Annotated in this window: 20 protein-coding genes; 8 read left to right on the top strand and 12 right to left on the bottom strand. The window is 65.5% G+C overall.

Features of this window, described 5'->3' with window-relative positions; genetic code table 11:
* Positions 1-328: 328 nt before the first annotated feature.
* Positions 329-1,468, bottom strand: coding sequence for a GGDEF domain-containing protein (locus DM995_RS07450; RefSeq protein ID WP_116969015.1), 1,140 nt, complete (start codon positions 1,466-1,468; stop codon positions 329-331).
* An 85-nt stretch (positions 1,469-1,553) separates the two neighbouring features.
* Complete coding sequence (locus tag DM995_RS07445) at positions 1,554-2,981, bottom strand: phosphotransferase family protein (protein ID WP_116969014.1); 1,428 nt, start codon at positions 2,979-2,981, stop codon at positions 1,554-1,556.
* Positions 2,982-3,116: 135 nt separating this feature from the next.
* Here DM995_RS07445 and fabD point away from each other — a divergent pair, with 135 nt between their 5' ends.
* The 5 genes from fabD (at position 3,117) to mltG (ending at position 7,792) form a co-directional block, all read left to right on the top strand.
* Positions 3,117-4,052, top strand: coding sequence for an ACP S-malonyltransferase (gene fabD, locus DM995_RS07440; protein WP_116969013.1), 936 nt, complete (start codon positions 3,117-3,119; stop codon positions 4,050-4,052).
* Between the two features lie 179 nt (positions 4,053-4,231).
* The gene (gene fabG, locus DM995_RS07435) at positions 4,232-4,969 is read left to right on the top strand and encodes a 3-oxoacyl-[acyl-carrier-protein] reductase (protein ID WP_116969012.1); all 738 of its coding nucleotides are present in this window, start codon (positions 4,232-4,234) and stop codon (positions 4,967-4,969) included.
* A 109-nt stretch (positions 4,970-5,078) separates the two neighbouring features.
* Positions 5,079-5,315: an acyl carrier protein gene (locus DM995_RS07430; RefSeq protein ID WP_023836488.1), complete on the top strand. Its 237-nt coding sequence runs from the start codon at positions 5,079-5,081 to the stop codon at positions 5,313-5,315.
* A gap of 235 nt (positions 5,316-5,550) precedes the next feature.
* Positions 5,551-6,810 (top strand): beta-ketoacyl-ACP synthase II, encoded by a 1,260-nt coding sequence (gene fabF / locus DM995_RS07425; RefSeq protein WP_116969011.1) that lies wholly within the window; start codon positions 5,551-5,553, stop codon positions 6,808-6,810.
* A 7-nt stretch (positions 6,811-6,817) separates the two neighbouring features.
* Entirely contained in the window at positions 6,818-7,792 is a 975-nt protein-coding gene (gene mltG / locus DM995_RS07420) for an endolytic transglycosylase MltG (RefSeq protein WP_116969010.1), read from the top strand.
* 178 nt (positions 7,793-7,970) lie between these two features.
* Here the strand turns inward: mltG and DM995_RS07415 are convergent, their stop codons facing one another.
* On the bottom strand, positions 7,971-8,390 hold the full coding sequence (locus tag DM995_RS07415; protein WP_116969009.1) for a hypothetical protein: 420 nt from the start codon (positions 8,388-8,390) through the stop codon (positions 7,971-7,973).
* A gap of 219 nt (positions 8,391-8,609) precedes the next feature.
* Here DM995_RS07415 and DM995_RS07410 point away from each other — a divergent pair, with 219 nt between their 5' ends.
* Positions 8,610-9,155 (top strand): peroxiredoxin, encoded by a 546-nt coding sequence (locus DM995_RS07410; RefSeq protein ID WP_023836492.1) that lies wholly within the window; start codon positions 8,610-8,612, stop codon positions 9,153-9,155.
* 105 nt (positions 9,156-9,260) lie between these two features.
* A complete protein-coding gene (locus DM995_RS07405; protein ID WP_116969008.1) occupies positions 9,261-9,785 on the top strand; it encodes a 2'-5' RNA ligase family protein in 525 nt (174 codons plus the stop codon).
* Here the strand turns inward: DM995_RS07405 and DM995_RS07400 are convergent.
* Positions 9,782-10,267, bottom strand: a complete 486-nt coding sequence (locus DM995_RS07400) for a hypothetical protein (RefSeq protein ID WP_116969007.1) — start codon at positions 10,265-10,267, stop codon at positions 9,782-9,784. The genes DM995_RS07405 and DM995_RS07400 overlap by 4 nt on opposite strands.
* A 217-nt stretch (positions 10,268-10,484) precedes the next feature.
* On the opposite strand from DM995_RS07400, the gene DM995_RS07395 reads away from it, so the two are divergent.
* Positions 10,485-11,852 carry a hypothetical protein gene (locus tag DM995_RS07395; protein ID WP_116969006.1) on the top strand — a complete coding sequence of 456 codons (1,368 nt, stop codon included), beginning with the start codon at positions 10,485-10,487 and terminating at the stop codon, positions 11,850-11,852.
* A gap of 293 nt (positions 11,853-12,145) precedes the next feature.
* Here DM995_RS07395 and trbF read toward each other — a convergent pair whose 3' ends face one another.
* From trbF to DM995_RS07355, 8 genes are all read right to left on the bottom strand, one after another.
* Positions 12,146-12,829: a conjugal transfer protein TrbF gene (gene trbF, locus DM995_RS07390; protein WP_116969005.1), complete on the bottom strand. Its 684-nt coding sequence runs from the start codon at positions 12,827-12,829 to the stop codon at positions 12,146-12,148.
* Between the two features lie 4 nt (positions 12,830-12,833).
* On the bottom strand, positions 12,834-14,138 hold the full coding sequence (gene trbL, locus DM995_RS07385; protein ID WP_116969004.1) for a P-type conjugative transfer protein TrbL: 1,305 nt from the start codon (positions 14,136-14,138) through the stop codon (positions 12,834-12,836).
* A complete protein-coding gene (gene trbK-alt / locus DM995_RS07380) occupies positions 14,135-14,380 on the bottom strand; it encodes a putative entry exclusion protein TrbK-alt (RefSeq protein WP_116969003.1) in 246 nt (81 codons plus the stop codon). Before trbK-alt ends, trbL begins: the two co-directional genes overlap by 4 nt.
* Position 14,381: 1 nt before the next feature.
* Entirely contained in the window at positions 14,382-15,095 is a 714-nt protein-coding gene (trbJ, locus tag DM995_RS07375; protein ID WP_116969002.1) for a P-type conjugative transfer protein TrbJ, read from the bottom strand.
* Between the two features lie 3 nt (positions 15,096-15,098).
* Positions 15,099-17,543, bottom strand: a complete 2,445-nt coding sequence (trbE, locus tag DM995_RS07370) for a conjugal transfer protein TrbE (protein ID WP_116969001.1) — start codon at positions 17,541-17,543, stop codon at positions 15,099-15,101.
* A complete protein-coding gene (locus DM995_RS07365) occupies positions 17,540-17,809 on the bottom strand; it encodes a VirB3 family type IV secretion system protein (RefSeq protein ID WP_116969000.1) in 270 nt (89 codons plus the stop codon). Before DM995_RS07365 ends, trbE begins: the two co-directional genes overlap by 4 nt.
* Entirely contained in the window at positions 17,809-18,141 is a 333-nt protein-coding gene (locus tag DM995_RS07360; protein WP_116968999.1) for a TrbC/VirB2 family type IV secretion system protein, read from the bottom strand. The genes DM995_RS07365 and DM995_RS07360 overlap by 1 nt, the downstream gene beginning before the upstream one ends.
* On the bottom strand, positions 18,138-18,645 hold a 508-nt coding region (locus DM995_RS07355), incomplete at its 5' end, for an ATPase, T2SS/T4P/T4SS family (RefSeq protein WP_198669289.1). The genes DM995_RS07355 and DM995_RS07360, both read right to left, overlap by 4 nt.

Here is an 18,645-nt window from a genome sequence, read left to right as displayed (position 1 = left end):
GTTGGCTTCCTTTACTCATCTGCCGATCGCTGATGCGCGCCCCATGCGACACACCCCTCCGGCTTTCTTCATGCATGCGGAGGACGGTCAGTCGTCCGAAGGCAAGCGCGGGCTAATACCCAAAAGCCGGAAGAAAGCAAGCGCCGAGACGAGAAAAAGCGGCATGATGGGGTAAGGCTCCAAGTCGTGACCATGCTCTTTTCCGGCACCCCCGCGAACGCGGGGGTCCCGCTTTGGAGCTGAGGTTGCAGAAGTCAGCGGGATTCCCGCTTTCGCGGGAATGACGACGAGGGGTGACAGAGATGCCGGGCGCTGGCCAGGTGGAGGCTCAGCCCCCGTTATAGATCAGCACCTGGTTGCGCCCGGTATTCTTGGCCTCGTACAGCGCGGCATCGGCATTGCGCAGCACCTGCCGGTTGGCCTCGCCAGGGATGAACGGCGCGACCCCGGCGGAGAAGGTGATGCGGCCGATCGGCTCGCCGTTCTCCTTGTTGACCAGCGAGCGTTCGGCCAGGTCCTCGCGGACGGCATCGATCTGCTTCTTCGCTTCGGCGGTGGTGGTGTTTTCCAGCACGATGACGAACTCCTCGCCGCCATGGCGCGCCAGATGGCAGTTGCCGCGGGTAAAGCCGTCGAGCGTCTTGGCGACCAGCTGGAGCACGCGGTCGCCCGCTTCGTGCCCGTGCATGTCGTTGACCTGCTTGAAATGGTCAATATCGATGAACGCGACCGACAGCGGTTCGAACCGCTCCTTGGCGCGGATCGTCGCGGCAGAGAATTGCTGCTCGAACGCCCAGCGGTTGGGCAGGCCGGTCAGCTGGTCGCGCTGCGCCTTGTCGTTCGCCTCGTCGAGACGGCTGCGCATCTGGCTCAGCTTCTTGGTGCTCTCGTCCAGGCTCTCGCTCGCCTTCTTGGTCGACTGCATCATCTGCGTGGTGATCTTGAGCAGCGCCTTGAACTGCGCCTCGATCGGCATGTCGGCCTGTTCGGCTGGATCGAGCTCGCGCATCCAGTCGAGCCGGGTCTGCAGAGCCTCGGCATAGGCCATGCTTTCCTTGCCGCTCTTGCTCAGCGTCTTGAAGCCGCCTCCGAGCAGTTCCTCGCTCTCGGCGACCAGCGCGTTGAGGTCCTGCACCTTCATCTGCCCCTCGCACTCGTCGAGGATTTCCGCGACGGTCTCCGCAGACAATCGGCCCTGGGTATCGAGCTTGCGGTCGACCGCCGCGCGCAGCGTGTTGTTGCCGCCGTTGAGATATTCCCAGGCCAGCTTGTAATGGTCGGGCAGCGGGTCGAGCTGCACCTGCTCAAGGAACGAGTAGACCTTGAGATACTGCTGCTTCTTGATGTTCTCGAAGACGGTCTCCTTTTTCGGAGCCTCCTCTTCCGCCTTCGCCTGACCCGCCAGGATCGACGCGGCGAGTTTCATCCGGTCCCTGAGATTGCCGCGCTGTGCCTGGAGTTCTGCCATCGGTTGACCCAATCGTGCTTAATTGATCGTTCACCTGCCTTAACGACCGGGAACGCCGCCGATTAAGCGTCAAAATTGCGCGAGATTATAAATTTTCGGCAGATGTCAGCGGCTTTTGACTCCAAGCGGACCGCGCGACCGCCAAACCGGCATAGCGCGGCTGGTCGATCAGGCAGTTCTCCACCGCGGTCCGGCGCAAATGGTGATGGACCGCCGGCGTGACATTGGCCGGATCGCGCCGCAGCGCGGCGACGAGCCCGGGGGCGTCATAGCCCAGGATATCGACCCGCCTGGCCTGGCTGGCGCGGAAATCGAGGCCGAACGCTGCGTCGCGCGCCGCCATGCCGAGTGCATTCACGGCGACCTTGGTCTCGAATCTGGCATGGCCGCTGGCATTGGCGGCGACCTTGCCGTCAAGCCAGAGCGCCACCGCATCGGTCAGCGCTGCGCCCGAAGGCACGCCGCTTTCGGCGGCAAAGTCCGTCGCAGGCCAGTCCATCGGGGCGGGAACGTCGGCCAGTTCGTCCGACAGCATCAGCAGCAGATCGATCTCGACCTCGGACACGCGGCGGCCGATGACCAGCCGCTCCGGCCCCGCCTTGTCGCCGCGCCGCCAGATATCGGCCATGATCAGGCAGCAGATGCCCCACCACAGGCACGAATAGACAAGCCAGAAGCGGAAACGCGCGCGGTCGACCCGTTCGCCGGTCATGGCTTCATAGGGTGCCAGCATGTCTTCGGGCTGGGCAAATCCGCCGAGCACCTTGTCATAACGTCCGAAGCGCCAGCTGGGAATGCAGCCAAAGGCCAGATCCTGCACCGGGTCGCCCAGATGCGCGAGCTCCCAGTCGAGCACGGCCGACAGTCCCTCGGGCGTGATCAGCAGGTTGCCCATGCGGAAATCGCCATGGCACAGCCGCGGCTCGACCGGTTCGGGCAATGTGCGCTCCAGCCATCCGAACGCGAGCGCATAGATCGGCGATACTCCGCCCAGATCGCGCCAGCGTGCCTCGAGATCGGCGAGCATCTGCGCCGGGCTGCGACAGACGAGCGCTTGCGGCAGACGGGCCGGGGGAATGGCATGGATCGCCGCCAGCTGCTCGGCCCATTGCTTGGGAAGCGCTGCCAGCGCCTCGGCATAGGCCGGGTCGCGCAGCAGCACCTGCGGCAGGGCTTCGCCGGGCGCACAGGCCATGATGAAGCCTTCTCCCAAGCCATCCTCGACGGTCAGGCGCGCGCGCACCGCCGGGGCCATCACGCCATGCGCCACCGCGCTTTCGATGACATCGGCCTGGCCGTCGAGATCGAGTGCACCAGAGTCGATCGCGGCATCGTCGCCGCGCAGGCCTTCGGGCATGCGTCGAAGGATCAGCGGCTCGTCGCCCCAGGAGAAACGCCAGCTCTGCATGCTTGCGCCGCCGGAGAGCCGCTTGAGCCCGTTCAGCGGCCCCGCGCCTCCCAGCCTCGTGCGGCAAAGCGTTTCCAGCCGTTCGGCAAATGCACTATTATCCATGCGGGCGGTGTTAATCGATCGGTTAAACCACTGCAAGCGGCTTGCAACGTCGCGGCAACGGGATTAACGGGCGGCGCTTGACGCAGGGGCTGGAGGGCCCCGGCGCGATCTGTGGGGCGAGGGACGACGATAGTCATGACACGCGCATTCATTTTTCCGGGACAGGGCAGTCAGAAGGTCGGTATGGGCAAGGCCCTGGCCGAGGCGAGCGCCGCCGCGCGCGCGGTGTTCGAGGAGGTCGATGAGGCGCTCGGCCAGAATCTCTTCAAGCTGATGACCGAAGGCCCGGCCGACGAGCTGCAGCTGACCGAGAATGCGCAGCCCGCGATCATGGCCAATGCCATCGCGGTGTTCCGCGCGCTGCAGAGCGAGGCGGGCGATGTGCCGGTGAGCTTCGCCTATGTCGCGGGACACAGCCTGGGCGAATATAGCGCCTTGTGCGCTGCGGGGTCGATCGATCTGGCGACCACGGCAAGGCTGCTCAAGCTGCGCGGCCAGGCGATGCAGGCGGCGGTGCCGGTGGGCGAGGGCGCGATGGCGGCGCTGCTGGGCATCGAGTTCGAGGAAGCGATGAAGGCTGCCGAGCAGGCTGCAGGGAGCCAGGTCTGCGCCGTCGCCAATGACAATGCCTTTGGCCAGGCGGTGATCTCGGGCCATGCCGCCGCTGTCGAGCGCTGCCTGCCGATCGCCAAGGAAATGGGCGCGCGCAAGGCGATGATGCTGCCGGTGTCCGCGCCCTTCCACTGCGCGCTGATGCAGCCCGCCGCCGATCGCATGTCCGAGGCGCTGGCCGGTACCGACATCCAGGATCCGTGCGTGCCGCTGTTCGCCAACACCACCGCCGCGCCGGTCGGCGATGCGGCCACGATCCGCAACCTGCTGGTCGATCAGGTCACCGGGATGGTCCGCTGGCGGGAATCGGTCATCGCCATGCGCGACGCAGGCGTCGATCATTTCATCGAGCTGGGTGGCAAGGTGCTGGTCCCGATGATCAAGCGCATCGTCGAGGATGTCGACAGCGAGAGCATCGTCGAGATGAGCGATATCGACAGCCTGCTCGAAGCGGTTTGATGTTCAACTCCTCTCCCTTTACGGGAGAGGATACAAAGGCTTGGCAGCTTGCTGCCTAGCCGGTGTTGGAGAGGGCTAGGCGAGATCATGCCCCCTCTCCCGCTGCGACTAGGCGGACAAGCCACCAAGTCTCGCGGCCTCTCCCGCAAGGGGAGAGGCAAAGTGATGGAGAATTTCGCATGTTCGATCTGACAGGCATGACCGCCCTGGTCACCGGCGCGAGCGGGGGCATCGGTTCGGCCATCGCGCGCGGGCTCGCGGCGCATGGCGCGCGGCTGGCGCTATCGGGCAGCAACGAGGCCAAGCTCAAGGATTTCGCAGCCTCGCTGGGCGGTGACCATGTCGCGCTGACCTGCGACCTGTCCGATGCCGCCGCCGTCGATGCGCTCGTCCCGCAAGCGGTCGAGGCTTTGGGCTCGCTCGACATCCTGGTCAACAATGCCGGCATCACCCGCGACAACCTTGCCATGCGGATGAAGGACGACGAATGGGCGGACGTGATCCGCGTCAACCTCGAAGCCGCGTTCCGCCTGTGCCGCGCTGCCGCCAAGCCGATGATGAAGGCACGTTTCGGCCGCATGATCTCGATCACCAGCGTGGTCGGCGCGACCGGCAATCCGGGCCAGGCCAATTATGCCGCGTCGAAGGCGGGGCTGGTCGGCATGTCCAAGGCGCTGGCGGCGGAACTCGCCAGCCGCAACATCACCGTCAACTGCGTCGCACCGGGCTTCATCGCCTCGGCGATGACCGAGGTCCTGCCCGAAGCGCAGAAAACGGCCTTGATGGCCCGCATCCCGGCGGGCAAGCTGGGCGAGGGAGATGACGTCGCGGCGGCCGTGGTCTATCTTGCCAGCCGCGAGGCGGGCTATGTCACCGGTCAGACGCTGCACGTCAACGGCGGCATGGCGATGCTGTAAGGCGTGCCAGCCTGCCAGCCCCCCTTGCCAGCCGATCAAAGCGGCATTAGGGCGTGGCAGTGATTTCAATTCGCATATTTTCGTTACACACAAATCGAAGGAACTCTGAATGAGTGAGACTGGCGACCGCGTAAAAAAGATCGTGATCGAGCATCTCGGCGTGGAAGCCGAGAAGGTCACCGAGGACGCAAGCTTCATCGACGATCTGGGCGCTGACAGCCTTGACATCGTCGAACTGGTGATGGCGTTCGAGGAAGAGTTCGGCGTCGAAATCCCCGACGATGCTGCCGAAAAGATCAGCACCGTCAACGATGCCATCGAATATATCGACAGCCACAAGGGCTGATTTGCTGCTGGCACAGGGGCCCATCGCACCGGCAAGGCACCGCGTCGAAACCGATCGGCGGGCCGGGTCCGGTGGGCAACGTCGCTGCATCGCGGCAGCGACCATGTGAAGATAGGATGGCTTCCCTGATCGTCGCTTCGGCGACGCGGGGAGGCCATTTTTCATTTTCGAACACCGCCGTCCGGGGGCACGCTCGCCCCCTGACCGCGAAACAGGTTTTTCAGGAGTGGGGCAAATGCGCCGTGTAGTCATTACGGGTCTGGGTCTGGTCACGCCATTGGGCGCCGATGTCGAGACCGCGTGGAGCAATCTGATTGCCGCCAAGTCCGGCGCGGGCACGATCACCCGTTTCGACGCGAGCGAGTACAAGTGCCGCATCGCCTGCGAGGTGAAGCCAGCGGACCACCCCTATGGCTTCGACCCCAACAAGCGTGTCGATCACAAGGTCCAGCGCCAGGTCGACCCCTTCATCATCTACGGTATCGATGCCGCCGGGCAGGCGCTCGAGGATGCCGGTCTCACCGAGATGAGCGAGGCCGAGCGGCTGCGCGCGGGCTGCTCGATCGGATCGGGCATTGGCGGGCTTCCGGGCATCGAGAGCGAATCGCTGGTGCTCGACCGCAAGGGGCCGAGCCGGGTCAGCCCGCATTTCGTGCATGGCCGCCTGATCAACCTCATCTCGGGCCAGGTCAGCATCAAATACGGGCTGATGGGCCCGAACCACGCCGTCGTCACCGCCTGCTCGACCGGCGCGCATTCGATCGGCGATGCCGCGCGGATGATCGCGCTCGACGATGCCGACGTGATGCTGGCAGGCGGCGCGGAAGGCGCGATCTGCCCGATCGGCATTGCCGGTTTCGCGCAGGCGCGCGCGCTCTCGACCGGTTTCAACGACACGCCCGAGCGGGCCTCGCGCCCCTATGATGTCGATCGTGACGGTTTCGTCATGGGCGAAGGCGCAGGCGTGGTGGTGCTCGAGGAATATGAGCGGGCCAAGGCGCGCGGCGCAAAGATCTATGCCGAGGTGATCGGCTATGGCCTGACCGGCGATGCCTATCACGTCACCGCACCGCACCCCGAAGGTTCGGGCGCGTTCCGCTCGATGGAAATGGCGGTGCGCAAATCGGGCCTCTCGCTCGAGGATATCGACTATATCAACGCGCACGGCACCTCGACCCCGCTGGGCGACGAGCTCGAGCTCGGCGCGGTGCGCCGCCTGTTCGGCAGCGCGATCGACACGCTGTCGATGAGCAGCACCAAGTCGGCCATCGGCCATCTGCTCGGCGGCGCGGGTGCGGTGGAATCGATCTTCTGCGTCCTCGCGCTGCGCGACCAGATCGTGCCGCCGACGCTCAACCTCGACAATCCGAGCGAGAGCTGCCTGGGCGTCGACCTGGTCCCGCACAAGGCCAAGGAGCGCAAGGTACGCGCGGTGCTCAACAACAGCTTCGGCTTTGGCGGCACCAACGCCAGCCTGATCATGAAGGCGGTCTGACCCGATCATGCTGCGCCGATTGGGATGCATCGTTCTGGCAGGCGCCGCGGCGCTGGTGCTGCTGATCGGCGGCAATTTCTACTGGGGCTGGACTGCGTCCGGCCCCGCGCAGCAGGAACTGGCGGTGGTCATCCCCCAGGGCAGCTCGCTCGCCAGCGCGGCGAGGGTGCTCGAGGAACAGGGCGCGATCAGCTCAGCGGGCGCGTTCCTCAACCGGGCGAAGGTGTTCGGCGGCAGCGACCCGATCAAGGCGGGCGAATTCGTCATCCCGGCAGGCGCGAGCAACGCGCAGATCCTCAACATCCTGCAGGGCGGCGAGGTCGTCCGCCGCATGGTCACCGTGCCCGAAGGCATGCCGAGCATCCTGGTGCACGAAAAGCTGATGGCGGAAAAGCTGCTGACCGGCGACGTGCCTGTGCCCGAAGAGGGCACGATCCTGCCCGAGAGCTACAGCTTCGAACGCGGCGAGAAGCGCATCGCGGTGATGCTGCGCATGCAGAAGGCGATGCAGGACACGATCGCCGAACTCTGGCCCAAACGGTCGCCCGAGACGGTCGCCAGGACCCCGCAGGAAGCGGTCACGCTGGCGGCGATCGTCGAGAAGGAGACCGGCAAGGCCTCCGAACGGCGGATGATCGCGGGCGTGTACAGCAACCGCATCCGCAAGGGCATGATGCTGCAGGCGGACCCGACGATCATCTACCCGATCACGCGCGGAAAGCCGCTCGGCCGCCGCATCCGCCAGTCCGAGATTTCGGCGGTCAACGACTATAATACCTATGCGATGACCGGGCTGCCCAAGGGACCGATCACCAATCCGGGCCGTGCCTCGATCGAGGCGGTGCTCAACCCGGCGCGCACCGATGCGCTGTATTTCGTCGCCGATGGCACGGGTGGGCACGTGTTCGCCAGCACGCTCGCCGACCATAACCGCAATGTCGAGAAGTGGTTCGCCATCCGCCGCGCCCGCGGCGAGATGTAAGCGCCGGTCAGCATGCCGGTCCCCTGCGCAGGCAGGGGCCTATGTCCCGAGCTGAACGGTGTAGCCTCGACGGTGGTTGGCATGATGACACCGACCGCTGCAAAAACACCAGTCCAGCCTGGATGGACGCTTTGGCGATGGTCCCCCGCCTGCGCAGGGGACCGGTTATCGGAACGGGTCAGCGGCTCCAGCGGCGCTTCCGGGCGGTCAGCGTGAGCCAGATTTCCAGCGCGATCGATCCGGCGACCAGCGCCTGAAAGCCGAGCACACTGGCATCGAGCCGCGAGGGGTCCGCGAACAGCCAGGCATTCTGCAGCACCAGACCGACAGCCGAGGCGATGAACAGCCAGAGTGCAATGTTACGCCGCAGCAACAGCGCGATGGCACCTGCCGTGCCGGCCACCGTCGCGAGGACAAAGCCGTAAAAGGCAATGGCAGGACGGGCGGCGTACAGAGCCTGCTGCTCGGGGGCGAGCTTCGAGACGTCGCCCAGACCCAGGACCGGATCGAACAACAGGGCCACCAGGCCGATCACGTTCCAGCCGAGCAGAACGATGGCCAGCAGCCAGAACCAGCCCAAGGGCCGTGACAGGATCATAGAGGCTCCCTCCAAGTGCATCCAAATTGAATGTAATTCATCGTTATTGCAACCATGTCACGGCTCTGTGCGTCGGGTCCAATGGACTGTCATGGCCAATGCGACCAAATCATCGAAAAAAGCGATCACTACACGCGAATGTTTTCATTTCACTTGGTCCATCCGCTGCCTTAAATGCTGCAGTGCAAAACAGATCCCCCATCGTTCAAGGAGTTTCCCATGATCGGACGCAGTGTCCCCAATGTCTGCCTGAAGACGCGCGTGCGCGACGACAGCATCGAAGGCCCCAACCCGTTCCGCTGGCAGGACCAGCTCACCGGTGATCTGGTTGCCGGCAAGCGCGTGGTCATCTTCTCGCTGCCCGGCGCCTTCACGCCCACCTGCTCGAACTCGCAGGTTCCCGGTTTCGAAGCGCTGTACGACGATTTCCGCGCCGAAGGCATCGACGAGATCTATTGCGTGTCGGTCAACGACGCGTTCGTGATGTACCAGTGGGGCAAGGCGCTCGGCGTCGAAAAGGTGAAGCTGTTGCCCGATGGCTCGGCCGACTTTACCCGCCGCATGGGCATGCTGATCCGCAAGGACCATGTCGGTTTCGGTGAGCGCAGCTGGCGCTATGCCATGGTCGTCGACAATGGCGTGATCACCGACTGGTTCGAAGAGCCGGGCATCAACGATCACGGTCTGGACAGCGATCCCTATGGCGAAACCGCCCCGGAGAACGTGCTGGCCAAGATCAAGGCGAAGCAGCCCGAACTGGCCTGATCCGGTTCGCAGACGAAATCCCTAGACGGGTCGCAAGCGGGGGGCGTGGTGCAGCGATGCACCACGCCCCTTTCTGCATGCACCGATCGCGGTTAGAAGCGGGCGATGCGGCGCGAACCCATCATCATGACAGCGACGATGGGCGCGGCCGACCAGGCCTGGGCTGACGGTCTGCGCCGCGCGCATTATCCCGCCGATCGCAAAGTGGTCGAGGCGCATGTCACGCTGTTCCACCATCTGCCGGGCCCGTATGAGGGCGAACTGATCGGGCGCACGCGCGCGCTGGCACGCGAATTTGCACCTCCGGCAGCGCAACTGAGCGAGGTGATGCGCATGGGCAACGGCGTCGCCTTTCGCATCCATTCGCCCGGTCTGCTCGCGATCCGCGCGATGATGGCGGATGGCCTGCACGGCCTGCTGACCGCCCAGGACCAGGGCACGCCCCGGCTGCACATCACGGTGCAGAACAAGGTCGAGGCCGCCACCGCGCGTGCGCTGCATGCGGCGCTGTCCGCCAGTTTCACGCCCAGGCCGCTGTCCATTTCCGGGCTCGCGCTGCACCGCTATCTCGGCGGGCCGTGGGAGCCGATCGGCAACTGGCCGTTTCGTGGCAAGGCAGCCGCTGGCTAGCGCCGCACTCTGGCCCATGCCGCCCTGATCGCCAGCACCAGCGTCGCGAACACCGCAGTGCCGGTCAGCGCGAACTTGAGCGGGGTGAGCAGCGTCTTCGCATCGAGCCAGTCCGCGCGACCGCTCAGCGCGAGCAGCTGCACGATATTCTCCGCATAATCGGCGATCATGCCCCCCAGCATCACTAGCGCGATCCAGCGCGCCTTCGCGCCACCCAGACGAACCGCGAGCCCCGCGAAGAACGCGCCATAAGCGAGCGGGTACAGCCCATCGTACAGCAAGGTCGCATGCGCGTGGACATCGCGCTGCCACGGCGACAGCTGCGCCAGCAACGCGCGCGCGTCCGCACCGTTCAATGTCAGATCGAGCATGCCGCCGAGCGCATCCCTCGTCTGACGGAGCAGCCCGCCGAGCAGGATCATCGCGCCAAAGCTGATCGCGATGATGCTGATGCGGGCGAGGAACGGCAGACGATGCGGCATGAATGGCGTCCAGTGAAGATGTCCCCAAACTGGGGTAAAATTAACCTGAAAGCATATAAGTTATTGAACAAACTGCGATTTGTGACCGTTTGCGACAATTTGCCACACGCGCGCGATGGTCTGAACGTGCATGCTCGGCCCTGTGGGAGGGGCTGGCTGCGAGCACAATGGAACGCCCTGACCTGGCAGTCAAATCGAGTTTTCAGGGGGTTCATTCGTGTCCAAGATCGTTTCCGCCAGGTGGCTTGCCGCCTGCGCCCTGCTGTGCGCCAGCACCAGTGCCTTTGCCCAGCAGGTCACCACGCCCACGCCGCCGCCGAACATCGCCAACTATCAGCAGCTGCGCAAATCCTTCCGCATCGGCGTGCGCGTCACCAACCAGCTCAACGGTTTCGACCAGTCCGCGCGGTTCGAGCAGGACACGATCGACGACATTACCGATTTTCTCGATCCGAGCCAGATCGCGACCGTTGTCGGCCTGCAGAATGCCTTTTTCGGCGCGGTGCAGTCGGTATTCGACATTCGCGGCGGAACGGCGATCGCGGGCTATGCGCAGAACAGTTCGGTGCTGACCATCACCGTGGTGTCGCCGACCGGGCAGGTGCTGCTTCAGGACAACGGCACGCCGTGTACCTTCAGCTTCAACGGCGCCAACCGCCAGCAGACCTTCGATACGTTCGACGCGCTGGTCGACGACGAGACCACGCCGACCTCGCAGGCGATCCTGGGCTGTCTGTCGCGCTCGTTCGCGCGCTTCTCGCCGGCCGATCCGCTCGCGGGCAACCCCAACAGCCTCCAGGCCTCGCTCACCCGCAGCGCGCTCGATCTCAGCAACGGCGACTCCGCGATCGAGCAGGACCCGGTGCCCGAGGGCGTTGCGGTGCCCAACGATCCCTGGCTGATCGGCGCGACCTACAATACCGGCTCGGCAGGCCGGTTCGATATCGACCGGGTCGATGCGCGCATCCAGCGCAGCTTCCGCATCTTCGAGGGCAACCGCGCGATGCTGAAGATCGACCTGCCGCTCAACTATGCGCGGATCAACGGCGCGGATACCTATAGCGCGCAGCTCGGCATCGGGCTCGAAATCCCGGTGATCGATCGCAAATGGTCGATCGAGCCGCGCGTCGGCTATGGCGCGGTCTATTCGGAGGATCTGGGTTCGGTCGGACATATCCTGCAGGGATCGATCACCAGCCGCTATGTCATCAACGGTGTCGGCCGCGGCAAGTTCGTGATCGGCAACATGGTCGGCTATGCGCAGACGCTCGACACGCCGGGCACCAGCGCCAATATCAACCCGGACCTCAAGAACTGGTCATTGCGCAACGGCATCGCTTATGATCTGCCGCTGAAAGCGCGGCTGTTCAGCCGGGGCAGCTCGATGCGCGCGAGCTATGCGTTCACGCAATATCTGGGCAGCGACCTGCGCAACAACAGCTTCCACGAGGCGACCCTGTCCTTCGGCCTGCGCGGCCGCGAGGATTCGCCGCGCGCGACGCGTGACCTCATTCGCATCAACTTCAGCACCATCCAGGCGCGCGACTTCAGCAGCTATACCGTGGGCGTCGGCTTCCGCTTCTGATGCTGAGGTGGCTCCTATTGCTGGTTGCGATGGCGGCCAGCCTGGGGCTGCCCCCCCTGGCGCACGGCCAGGCCGGGGCGCGCGAGCCGCGCCTCGCCCTGGTCATCGCCAACGGCAATTACCGCGGCTTCGACCGGTTGTCGGCGACGTTCGACGATGGCGAACGTATCTCTGCCGCGCTCAGCGCCACCGGCTTTTTCGACGGATCGGGCAGCGGCGCGGTCCGCACCCGGCGCGACCTGCAGCGGAGGCGAGCAGCGCCGCCGATGCGGCGCTGCGGAACGGAGTGGCGGTCATTGGGACAGCTCCTTCGACCAGTTGAGGGCGTTGACGAAGACGCCGAGCGGGTTCTTGCGCAGGGCGTCGGGGGTGCGCGGTGGCCGGACCACGATCGTCAGGATCGCCGACCAGCGCTCGGTGGCGGTGAGGCTGCCGTCCTGATACCGGCGCTCGGTCCAGGCGACGCGAAAGCTGTCGGGTGACGCTCGGATCACGCTCGAGACGTCCACCGCGACCTGAACCCGGCCGACATTGGCGAACGGGTCGTTGGCTCGGGCATAGTCGTTAAGGGCAAGCGCGCCCTTGTCGGTCGTGAAGTCGTAGGCGCGCAGCCAGTTCTGCCGCACGATGACGGGATCGGCCGGGATGCTGCGCACCTGCTCGATGAAGCGCGCGAGATGAAACGCGATTTGCGGATCGGTCGGGCGGTAACCGGCTTCGGCGGGCGCAATCGCCTGCGCTTCGCCTAACCGATCGACCTGCACCACCCAGGGCACGATGTGCCCGCGCGCCGACTGCCAGACCAGACCGGCAGCGAGCCCACCCGACAGTGTCAGCGCGCCGAAGAAAGCAAGCCGCCAGTTCCGCGCCTGCACGCGGGCGGAACCGATCCGGTCATCCCACACCTGCGCGGCGCGCTGATATGGCGTCACCAGCTCGGGCGTCTGACTATAGCGGATCGAGGGTCGTCGAAACATGGGATCAGTCCTTCTGAGTAATGTCGACCGAGGCACCGCTGCCCCCGCCGTCGCCCGAGCGCAGGGTGTGAGCGGCGACGGTCGCGCCATGGGTCATGGCCTGGCGATTTTTCATCGCGGCGGCCCAGGCGGGCGGCCCGCCGGGGGATGGCGGCGTTGGATCACCCCCGGAGAGCGTTCCACCGGTTGCGGTGACGGCGGCCCGGCCGCCGGAGCGATAGCTCTCCTTCAGCGATGCAGCGGCCTTGCGCAGCGGCGACATGGCGGCATTGGCAGCCGCCTTGCCGACCGCAGCGGCACCGCCGGCGACGGCGGCCCCTCCGCTCTTCCCGGCCGAACCTAACGCATAGGCGCTGCTCGCAGCGCCGGACGCGAAGGCGCCGCCGCGTGCAGCGCCGGCAATGGCGCCGGCTGCCGCGCCGGCGCCCAATGTCGCTGCGGCCGTGCCGCCCGCAACGACACCGCCCGCCATCAGCGCAGTGCCTGCCACAGCACCTGCGCCAAGCGCCGGCCCGCCTGAGACGATCCCATTGGCAATGCCCGGTCCGAAGATGGCAAGCCCAAGCAACGTGAGAGCCGCCAGCGCGATCGCCATCACCTGCTGCAGATTGGGCTCGGTGCCCATCGATCCGCTGGTGAACTGGCTGAACAGGGTCGTGCCGATCCCAGTTGTGACGGCGAGCACCAGCACCTTGATGCCGCTCGAGACGACATGGCCGAGCACGCGTTCGGCCATGAAGGCGGTCTTGTTGAAAAAGGCGAAGGGCAACAGGACAAAGCCTGCGAGGGTCACGAGCTTGAACTCGATCAGCGTGACGAACACCTGGATGGCGATGATGAAGAATGCGAGGACGACGATGATCCACGCCAAGAGCAGCAACAGTATCTGTACGAAGTTGGTGAACAGGCCGACCGGCCCCAGCAGATCTTCGGTCGCCGCGAGCAGCGGATCAGCGGCATCGAGCCCGGTCCCGGCGATCGCGCCGGGTTTCATGAAGTCGGCGAGCGAGAGGCTTCCGCCGCTGGCCTTAAGGCCCAACCCCGCAAAGCTCTCGAACACGATGGTCGCGAGCGTGCCAAAATTGCCGATGATGAAAGCAAAGGTGCCGATGAACAGCGTCTTCTTGACCAAGCGCTGCATCACATCTTCGTCTGCGCCCCAGGCCCAGAACAACCCGGCAAGCGTCAGGTCGATGGCGATGAGCGTTGTCGAGAGGAATGCGACCTCACCGCCGAGCAGGCCGAACCCGCTATCGATGTAGTTGGTGAAGACGCCCAGGAAGGTATCGATGACGCCGGTGTCGTTCATGGCTTTTCGTCCCGTCCGAAGAATTGGCGGCGTTTGGCTTCCCAGGCCGCTTCGCAGCCGCTCTCAGGCATCGTGATGGTCCGGCACCGGCGAAGATCGGCCGCCGACGGTTGGGCCGGCAATTCGCTTGCAACCGGGACGGTCGCAGGCTCTGGCTCGGGCCTCGACACGGAGACGATACCGATCGTCACCATCATGCCCGCTAGCGCTGCGACACCGGCGATCTTTGCGGTCCGGTTCATGTCAGTTGCGGCTGCGGAAGCGGCGAAAACGCTCGCGACTTTCGGCTTCGATGGCAGACGTCCGCGCCGACTCCAGTGCCTGCGCGCGGCCCTGCGCGGCGACCAGCGCGGTCAGGTCGGCGAGTTGCTGGGATTGCAGCGCGAGAAGCTGGTTGCCGGCTTGCGCAGCCTGAAGGGCGCCGGTTGCCGACTGGCTGGATGAGATCAGCCGGTCCATCGCCGTTCTTGCACCGTCGATATTGCCGACGACACCTGCCTGCACCCGGAGCGCATCCTCGAATGCCGCGACGCTATCTTGCCAGCGCGCATTGGCATTGGCGACCATTTCGGCATGGGTGCCGCTCAGCGCCGCACCGCGATAGCGGGTCTCAAAGACCTGCTGCACGTTCTGGACCTCATAGGCGATGCGCTGTGCTTCACCGAGCAGCTGCTGGGTGCGCTGAACCTGTTGCTGCAATTGCTGGAGCGAGCTGAACGGCAGCGACGCGAGGTTGCGGCCCTCGTTGACGAGGCTCTGGGCCTGTTGCTGGATCTGGGTGATCTGATTGTTTATCTGCTGAAGCGCACGGGCGGCTTGCAGCACGTTCTGCGTATAGTTGGTCGGATCTTTGACCACCAACTGCGCTTGTGCGGGCGGCGCGATGGCCACGGCAATGAGGCTGGTTGTAGCGAACAGTCCGATAGCGACAGCGCGGGACAAGAGTTTGGCATTCATGGGTCAGGTCTCCTTTGGGGGTTGAAGGTCGGGCGAAGGAGGGAGCAGCTCGGCCGCCCAGGCGAGCCCGCGGTGGCGCAGCCATTCTGCTGCGAAGCTTTCGCGGCCATGGGTCGCAACGATCTCGGCGATCGCGAGTTGGTCCGTCTTGGAAGACGCGGCGGCGAACGCGAGCGCAACCTCGCCCAGCCCGAGCTCGAACAGCCGGTTGCCGCGCCGTGACTGGCAGTAGTAGTCGCGCTTAGGTGTCGCCCGGCTGAGAATTTCGATCTGGCGGGCATTGAGCCCGAACCGTTCGTAGATGGCGGCGATCTGCGGCTCGGCGGCGCGCTCGTTCGGCAGGAAGATGCGGGTTGGGCAGCTCTCGATGATGGCGGGCGCGATTGCGCTCGTCTCGATGTCGGCGAGGCTCTGTGTGGCGAACACGACGCTGGCGTTCTTCTTGCGCAGCGTCTTGAGCCATTCCCGGAGCTGCGCTGCGAAGGCGGGGCTGTCGAGCACAAGCCAGCCTTCGTCGATGATGATGAGCGTCGGCGAGCCGTCCAGCCGGCCTTCGATCCGGTGGAACAGGTACGACAGGACTGCGGCGGCCGACCCGGCACCTACCAGGCCCTCGGTCTCGAACGCTTGCACATCGGCATGTCCGATCCGCTCGGCCTCGGCATCGAGCAGGCGGCCCCACGGTCCGCCGAGGCAATAGGGGGAGAGCGCCTGTTTGAGCGGCTGGCTCTGGAGCAGCACGGCAAGGCCGGTCAGTGTTCGCTCGTGAACCGGAGCCGTCGCCAGTGACCCCAGCGCTGACCACAGATGCTCCTTGGCGTGGGGATCGACGGCAACGCCTTCGCTTGTCAGGATAGCCGCCAACCACTCCGCCGCCCAGGCGCGCTCGGCCGGATCGTCGATTCGTGCCAGCGGCTGGAGCTGCACGCCGTCGCCGGCCTCATCGGCGAGCATTCCGCCGAGATCCTGCCAGTCGCCGCCCATGCCGATCGCGGCGGCGCGGATGCTGCCGCCGAAGTCGAACGCGAAGACTTGAGCCTCTTCGTACCGGCGAAACTGCATCGCCATCAGCGCGAGCAGGACGCTCTTGCCGGCGCCGGTCGGCCCGACGATCAGCGTGTGCCCGACATCGCCCACGTGAAGGGAAAACCGGAACGGGGTCGAGCCTTCGGTCTTGCCGTAGAGCAAGGGGGGTGCACCGAAATGTTCGTCCCGTTCCGGCCCCGCCCATACCGCTGACAGGGGGATCAGGTGGGCGAGATTGATGGTGGAAATCGGGGGCTGGCGAACGTTGGCGTAGGTGTGGCCGGGCAGGCTCCCGAGCCATGCCTCGATCGCGTTCATGCCCTCTGGGATCACGGTGAAGTCGCGGCTCTGGATCACCTTCTCGACCAGCCGCAGCTTCTCGGCGGCAACGGCGGGATCGCGGTCCCAGACCGTCACCGACGCGGTGACATAGGCCATACCGGCATGGTCGGCGCCGAGCTCCTGCAGGGCGGTGTCGGCGTCGGCGGCCTTGTTCGAGGCGTCGCTGTCCAGCAGCGTGCTCGCCTCGTTGGTCATCACCTCCTTCAAGATGGCGGCGACGGACTTGCGCTTGGCGAACCACTGCCGGCGGATGCGGCTGAGCAGCTTGGTCGCGTCGGTCTTGTCGAGCATGATCGCGCGGGTGGACCAGCGATACGCGAAGGCGAGCCGGTTCAGTTCGTCGAGCAGGCCGGGAAAGGTGACGCTCGGGAAGCCGACGATGGTGAGCGTGCGGAGGTGATGGTCGCCGAGGCGCGGCTCCAGACCGCCGGTCAGCGGCTCGTCGGCTAGCAGCGCGTCGAGGTGCATCGGCGTTTCGGGGACACGGACCCGCTGCCGGCGGGTCGAGACGGTGCTGTGCAGGTAGGTCAGCGTCTCGGCGTCATCGAGCCAGCGGACCTCCGGCACGAAGCCTTCGACCAGGTTGAGCACGCGGTCGCTGCGATCGGTGAAGGCCTTGAGCAACTCCCAGGAATCGAGGCCGGTTGTGGAGCGGCCCTCGAAAAGCCAGCCTTCGGCGCGTGCGGCTTCCTCGGCTGGTGGCATCCACAGCAGCGTCAGGAAATATCGGCTCTCGAAGTGAGAGCCTTCCTCGCGGAATTGCTCACGCCGCTCCATTTCGACCAGCGCTGAGACAGGATCGGGGAACGCCGATTCCGGATAATCGAGCGCGGGCGTGCGCTGCGCTTCGGCAAAGATCGCCCAACCCGAACCGAGCCGTCGCAGCGCATTGTTCAGCCGTGATGTCGTGGAGACCAGCTCTGCTGGCGTAGCGCTGTCGAGATCGGGGCCGCGGAACCGGGCGGAGCGCTGGAACGAGCCGTCCTTGTTCAGTACGACGCCTTCGCCGACCAGCGCGGCCCAAGGCAGGAAGTCAGCCAAATGCGCAGCTTTGTTGCGGTATTCGCGCAGGCTCATCATGGCCGCATCCAGCTCGGGTAACGGAGATGGCGGCGGGCCACGTCCACGAATTGCGGGTCGCGGCGCGCGGCCCATACGGACAGCGCATGACCGATGGCCCAGATGAGGAGGCCGGCGATCCAGAGACGCAAGCCGAGGCCGATCGCGCCCGCCAGCGTGCCGTTGACGATGGCGAGCGACCGGGGGGCACCCCCGAGCAATATCTGCTCGGTCAGCGCCCGGTGGACCGGCGCGAAATAGCCCGCGATCGGTTCGGCGCTATCCATCAAACCAGCGCCCCGCCGCCGAACGAGAAGAACGACAAGAAGAAGCTCGATGCCGCGAAGGCGATCGAGAGACCGAACACGATCTGGATCATCCGCCGCGCGCCGCCTGACGTGTCGCCGAACGCCAGCGTCAGCCCGGTGACGATGATGATCATGACCGCGATGATCTTGGCGACCGGACCCTCGATGCTTTCGAGGATCGACTGGAGCGGAGCTTCCCACGGCATCGACGACCCGCCCGCATTGGCCGGGGCGGCGATGGTCAGCGCGATGACGGTGGCGGTGGCGGTGAGCATGGCGCGACGTGCGCCATTCCGGATGGCGTCAATCATGACAGGTCTCCTGGCTGGGGGGTGGAAAGCGGGATGAGGCGGTAATCGCCGGTCGCTGGGTCGATCCCGTCGACGCGGGCCAGCTCGGCGAGGCGGCGACCGTGTCCGTTTCGGACCAGCACGGCAATCAGGTCGATAGTCTCGGCGAGCAGCGCGCGCGGGACCGTGACCACCGCCTCCTGAATGAGTTGCTCCATGCGCCGCAGCGCGCCGAGCGCGGTCCCGGCGTGGATCGTGCCGATTCCGCCGGGGTGGCCGGTGCCCCAAGCCTTGAGAAGATCGAGCGCTTCGGTGCCACGTACCTCTCCGATCGGAATGCGATCGGGCCGCAGGCGGAGCGATGACCGGACGAGATCGGACAAAGACACGACACCATCCTTGGTCCGCATGGCGACGAGGTTGGGCGCGGCGCATTGCAGCTCGCGCGTGTCTTCGATCAGGACGATGCGGTCGGCGGTCTTGGCCACCTCGGCGAGCAGCGCGTTGACCAGCGTTGTTTTGCCG

Origin of the sequence: Blastomonas sp. UPD001 (assembly GCF_003426715.1) — a bacterium.
In the GTDB taxonomy this organism is placed as follows: Bacteria; Pseudomonadota; Alphaproteobacteria; order Sphingomonadales; family Sphingomonadaceae; genus Blastomonas.
Note: the sequence above shows the minus strand (reverse complement) of the source record. Positions and strands in the feature narration are given on the sequence as shown.